Genomic DNA, 4,590 nt, shown 5'->3' on the forward strand with positions numbered 1-4,590 from the left:
GCCATGGAAGAATCGTGTGAGCGGAATTTGACCGTTCGCACGACACCAGCAGACAACATGATTGTCGTGCAGGTCGATGATAGCGGTTCTGGCATATCGGAGGAAATGGCGGCGAAACTCTTTCAACCATTTGCAACCACCAAGCCACACGGGATGGGCGTAGGCCTTTCGATCTCCCGGACGATTGTCGAGGCGCATGGCGGGCAGATCAAGGCCGAGCCGCGTCCAGGCGGGGGAACGACGTTTCGCTTTACACTGCCTGCGGTAACCGAGGAGGAGTCCACAGATGCCCGCCGATAATGTCGTCCACATCGTCGACGACGACGAAGCGGTGCGCAAGTCGCTCGCCTTTCTGCTTGGCACTGCGCAAGTCTCGGCGCGCAGCTATGAAACGGCGGTTACTTTTTTGGCGAACATCGACAGCGCCGAACGTGGATGCATTATCTCCGACCTGCGGATGCCGGGAATCGACGGGCTTGAGCTGATGCGGCGACTAAAAAGCCTTGGCGTAGACTTGCCGGTCATCATCATTACAGGCCATGGCGACATCGCGCTCGCAGCGAAAGCATTGGAGGCAGGAGCGGTCGATTTTCTGGAAAAGCCTTTCGACGATGAGGCGGTATTGGCCGCCGTTCGGTCTGCGTTCCGTCAGCAAGAGCGGGACACCACGCGAGAAACCAAGGGGGTGGAAGTTCAGGGTCGGTTTGCCCGGCTTTCCAATACAGAGCGGCAGGTGCTGGAAGGTCTCATAGCCGGATATTCGAACAAGACAATCGCGGACGATCTAAAGATCAGCCCGCGAACCTTTGAGATTTACCGAGCAAATGTGATGGCCAAGACGCAGGCCTCAAACCTGTCCGAACTCGTGCGCTTGGCATTTATTTCGAATCGGAGCTGATGGCGGCACCGCCTTCCCAAGATCGGCGGTATCTGCGGACCTCTGATGGTTTTTGTCTCAGGTCAAGGCGAAGTGTCTCTGAGTAGCGGCCTGCTAGGCTGTGAACGGATGCTTGGAGATCAATGCGATGGAAAGCGCTGCGGATTCTGCATCGCTCGAAAGACCGACGGTGATCGTGGTTGACGACGACCCGGCGGTACGGAGATCACTCAAATTCTCGCTCGAACTCGAGGGGTTTTCCGTCCGCACATATGCCGATGCGGCGGACCTGTTGAACGAAGCGGCGCTGCCTACTTTTGGCTGCCTGGTCATCGACTACAACTTGCCGCAACTGAACGGGCTCGAAGTGCTGCAGCGTCTCCGGAACGGACAAACTCGGTTGCCGGCGATCATAATCACCTCGTATCCGAGTAAGATGCTACGGGAGGGCGCGGCCGCTCTTGGGATTCCGATCGTCGAGAAGCCGTTCTTCAATCACGCCTTGAGCGATAGCATTCATGTCGCACTGGAGCAGTGTGGCGGGCATTGAGCAAAACCGAAATCGCCTTCCCGTTTGGAGACGTTGCTGTTGCGCGGAAGCAGCCACTCCGTCTCCAAGCGGACTGATCTGCTGCGAAACGCCTTGGTGCACGACGTAGCATCTGGCACCGAACGAAGGTGACATGCCGAACTTCCAGCCTATCTCGACATCACCATCCGCTCATTCCGCCAAAAGTTCCTGATAGGCGCGCCGCGCCGCGACGTAGCGATCAAAGGGAAATCGGATCGGGACCCCCTCTAGCGCCGCGGTAAGCATATCGAGATGCGCCTCGAATCCAGCGCATGCCTTGGCAATGTCTTCCCCTGCCGACAGTTGTACGGTTAGTGTCAGTGCGGTGCCCCTGTCTACGGGATCCAGTTCCCAGCGCAACGGCCGATTCGCACCATCGCCGCTGCTCCACGAATAGGCGAGCAGTCGCGGCGGATCGAACGCAAGCACGGTGCTGTCGATCACCACTCCGCTGTCGCCGAAATCGATACGAACTCGACCGCCTTTACGCAACTCGATTGAACCTGGAGCAAGCCACTGCACGAATTGTGGCGGCTCGGTCAACATACGCCAGACCATTTCCTGTTCGTGCCCCATCCAGCGCTCGAGGCATCCTTCGAAACCTTCCGCGAGACGCCGAATCTGGCCTGGCTGAATAGCGTCGTCGTTCATCGAACTTCTCCATATCGCTGTCGCCATTCCGGGGAGGCTAACGGCACCCGGTCCGGCCATATGATGCCGTCAGCGAATAAATGTCAGCCACTGCGGAATTGCCGATAGAAATCGAAGACCCGGGCCAACTCGCGCATATAGAAATCCCGCGCCACGGGGCCTTCCGGGGCACCCGAAAAAAGCCCCAGCACCTGAGCGGTCATGAAGAAACCGGGCGCGGGCAAGTCGTTGCGCAGGCGGCCCACGCAAAGCGCGGCCAGAAGCGGCCGGCCTGCTTCGGCATCTTCCGCCATCAGCTTTTCCAGTAAGTCGGTGGCTCGATGGATCGTCTGCGGCGGCATGAGGCAGAGCCGCTCGGCGAGGTTCTTGTAGGTTACAACGGTCTCAGTTTGCGCCAGCTCGATCAAGATCTGGCGCAACCGGTCTTTCAACACCCGGGCCTCGTCATTCCCTGACAATGGCGCGGAACCCTCATCCTCGGGCCAGGCCATCGACCGCGAGCACCCGGATTGCGTCAGCCCCAGCCCGCTTCCCTCGATCGCCTTATTCAGATCCAGAACCACCTGCATGAGTTCCGGCGCCTTAGGGAAATACACGAGCCTCGACAGCATCGTTTCTGTCCTTTTCTGACTGCACGTGGCCGCGCCGGATGGGGCCGGATCTCTGCTCAGGCGCGGCCTTCCATTCGCAAACTCGGATGAGTGCAGGGTCATCTGCGTCACGGATCAGCATTTGCTCGACACGAGCTTGCCAGAGTGTCGCAAAGCGTTCCCGTTCATCCTCATCGGCCTGCTCCGTCATGACCCTGGGAAGCAATGCCTGCATCTCGCGCGCGAATGGGACGATGGTCATATCGAGGTCAAGGATCACACCCCGCCCATTGTCGCTCCGCCGAAGCGCCATGATGCCGTCGAACGTTGTGTCGAAACGCAGCAGATCGCGGCGCGCGAACCTATGGCGCGTGCCGATGCCATTGAAGCCGGTCTCGGGCGCTGCCCCCGTGAGCAGCGTTGCCACTGCGGCGATCACGCCCGTCGTGCCCTCGTCGCGCGGTGCACGCAGATAGACTTTCACATTGCCTCGCTCGGGCAACTCGTCGCCGTAGTAGAGTTGGCTGAGCCCCCGTCGTACCATCAGATAGGCGCCGGCGACGATGGGACAGGAATGACCAGCGAGCTTCACGGCATCTGCGTAGGCATAGGACATCACTCCGCTTTTCGAGAGGCCAAGGAATGCAGCTAAAGGATCGCGCAGCGTGATCGTGGGCACTTTAGAAAAGAAGCCAGGGAACTCCATCGCATCCTCCGATACATGATCGCGTAGCGCCTCCATCGGCGATGGCGGGGCCATGTCACTGTAGAATAAACATGCATTTCTAATTCATGTTTATTCGGATGACAATCGAGGCACGATGTCGCGTCGATGCCGCAGACGGTGGCCAGAGCACTCGCAATCAAGGATGGTCATGGCATCTTCCTGTCCTGCGATGTTGAGCGTGATCCGCGACCTGACCAGCCTCCCTGCCTGTCACCGCAAGCGAAATCATGTCGAAAGCCTAACCGGAATTCCGGTTATTTCCGATAAGAGCCTCAGGTGCGAGCGGCTACTCACCGAGCCGGAACGAAAGGTTGCGTTCAGACCCATCGACTGATGCAAGAAGGATCGCGTGAGTTCCGTTTCGCGCCGACTTTCGTGTCCACAACCCAAGCACGTCGTTCTGCCCAGAAGGGTCATGCCGTGAACTATCTCGTTGTGTTTCTCCTTCCCGGCCGTCGTTGGCCGAGAAGAAACGATTGTGCACGCCGATTCACATGCATGGCAGGCAGCCATCCGTCGGCACCAGGCCGACGCTCGTCAAGCTGCGATCGTAGGCTGAGCCGTCTTCCCTGATGTCAGCGCTGGCTAACCCAAGTTCCAAGGCAGATATCTTGCCGTCGCCGCATGGTCTGGCTCGATGTCCAACGTCGAGACGAACCGACTATCTGTTCAGGCCAGCCAGGCAACCAGGAGCATCCCGACCACGATGAGCACAAGGCCGCCGATAAGCATGGGCAGCAAGGAGCTTTCGTGCTGGGCATTCAGCTTGCTGTCCTGATCGAAGCCGCTCATGTCAAAACTCTCCCGTGTTGGTTCTCGATGCAGGCTTTCAGAGAACGCGACTAAACTTCAAGAATCGCCCCACGGCGCTTGGCTGCTCAGCCGATGCAGCAAGGCATTGAATTTCCGCCATTGGGCGGGGTTGGAGACGCGGAGCGCGGCACAGGCCTTGCCAGCTTGGCGGCAGGCGGCATCGGCTTGCCCTGCCTTCGCCAGCGTCTCGAGACTGGCGACCAGAATATCCGCCAAGGCGGACACCAGATGGTCCCCGCTGGAATATGCGACACTGGAGTCCGGTGCCTCGGTCCGGTCTGCGCCCATGTCATCACTCATCGCTGTCTGCGATGCCAAGGTGCAATTTGGCGGCCGCGCTCATCTTCTGTGGCGACCAATG

8 protein-coding genes are annotated in these 4,590 nt (G+C 59.1%); 3 read left to right on the plus strand and 5 right to left on the minus strand.

The features are described from left to right. From EOA38_RS28650 to EOA38_RS28660, 3 genes are all read left to right on the plus strand, one after another. On the plus strand, positions 1-300 hold a 300-nt coding region (locus EOA38_RS28650; RefSeq protein ID WP_245480939.1), incomplete at its 5' end, for an ATP-binding protein. Continuing rightward, complete coding sequence (gene fixJ, locus EOA38_RS28655) at positions 287-898, plus strand: response regulator FixJ (RefSeq protein WP_126093727.1); 612 nt, start codon at positions 287-289, stop codon at positions 896-898. The genes EOA38_RS28650 and fixJ, both read left to right, overlap by 14 nt. 127 nt (positions 899-1,025) lie before the next feature. After that, complete coding sequence (locus tag EOA38_RS28660; protein ID WP_126093726.1) at positions 1,026-1,427, plus strand: response regulator; 402 nt, start codon at positions 1,026-1,028, stop codon at positions 1,425-1,427. Between the two features lie 171 nt (positions 1,428-1,598). Here EOA38_RS28660 and EOA38_RS28665 read toward each other — a convergent pair whose 3' ends face one another. From EOA38_RS28665 to EOA38_RS28680, 5 genes are all read right to left on the minus strand, one after another. After that, positions 1,599-2,099, minus strand: a complete 501-nt coding sequence (locus EOA38_RS28665; protein WP_126093725.1) for an SRPBCC family protein — start codon at positions 2,097-2,099, stop codon at positions 1,599-1,601. Positions 2,100-2,182: 83 nt separating this feature from the next. After that, positions 2,183-2,710, minus strand: coding sequence for a hypothetical protein (locus EOA38_RS28670; RefSeq protein ID WP_210211958.1), 528 nt, complete (start codon positions 2,708-2,710; stop codon positions 2,183-2,185). Next, entirely contained in the window at positions 2,682-3,395 is a 714-nt protein-coding gene (locus EOA38_RS28675; protein WP_245464669.1) for a hypothetical protein, read from the minus strand. The genes EOA38_RS28670 and EOA38_RS28675 overlap by 29 nt, the downstream gene beginning before the upstream one ends. Positions 3,396-4,085: 690 nt before the next feature. After that, positions 4,086-4,208, minus strand: a complete 123-nt coding sequence (locus EOA38_RS41010; protein ID WP_281059627.1) for a hypothetical protein — start codon at positions 4,206-4,208, stop codon at positions 4,086-4,088. A 57-nt stretch (positions 4,209-4,265) separates the two neighbouring features. Continuing rightward, positions 4,266-4,529: a hypothetical protein gene (locus EOA38_RS28680; protein ID WP_245464668.1), complete on the minus strand. Its 264-nt coding sequence runs from the start codon at positions 4,527-4,529 to the stop codon at positions 4,266-4,268. Positions 4,530-4,590 lie beyond the last annotated feature (61 nt).

The sequence above is a fragment of the Mesorhizobium sp. M1E.F.Ca.ET.041.01.1.1 genome, assembly GCF_003997355.1.
GTDB lineage: Bacteria > Pseudomonadota > Alphaproteobacteria > Rhizobiales > Rhizobiaceae > Mesorhizobium.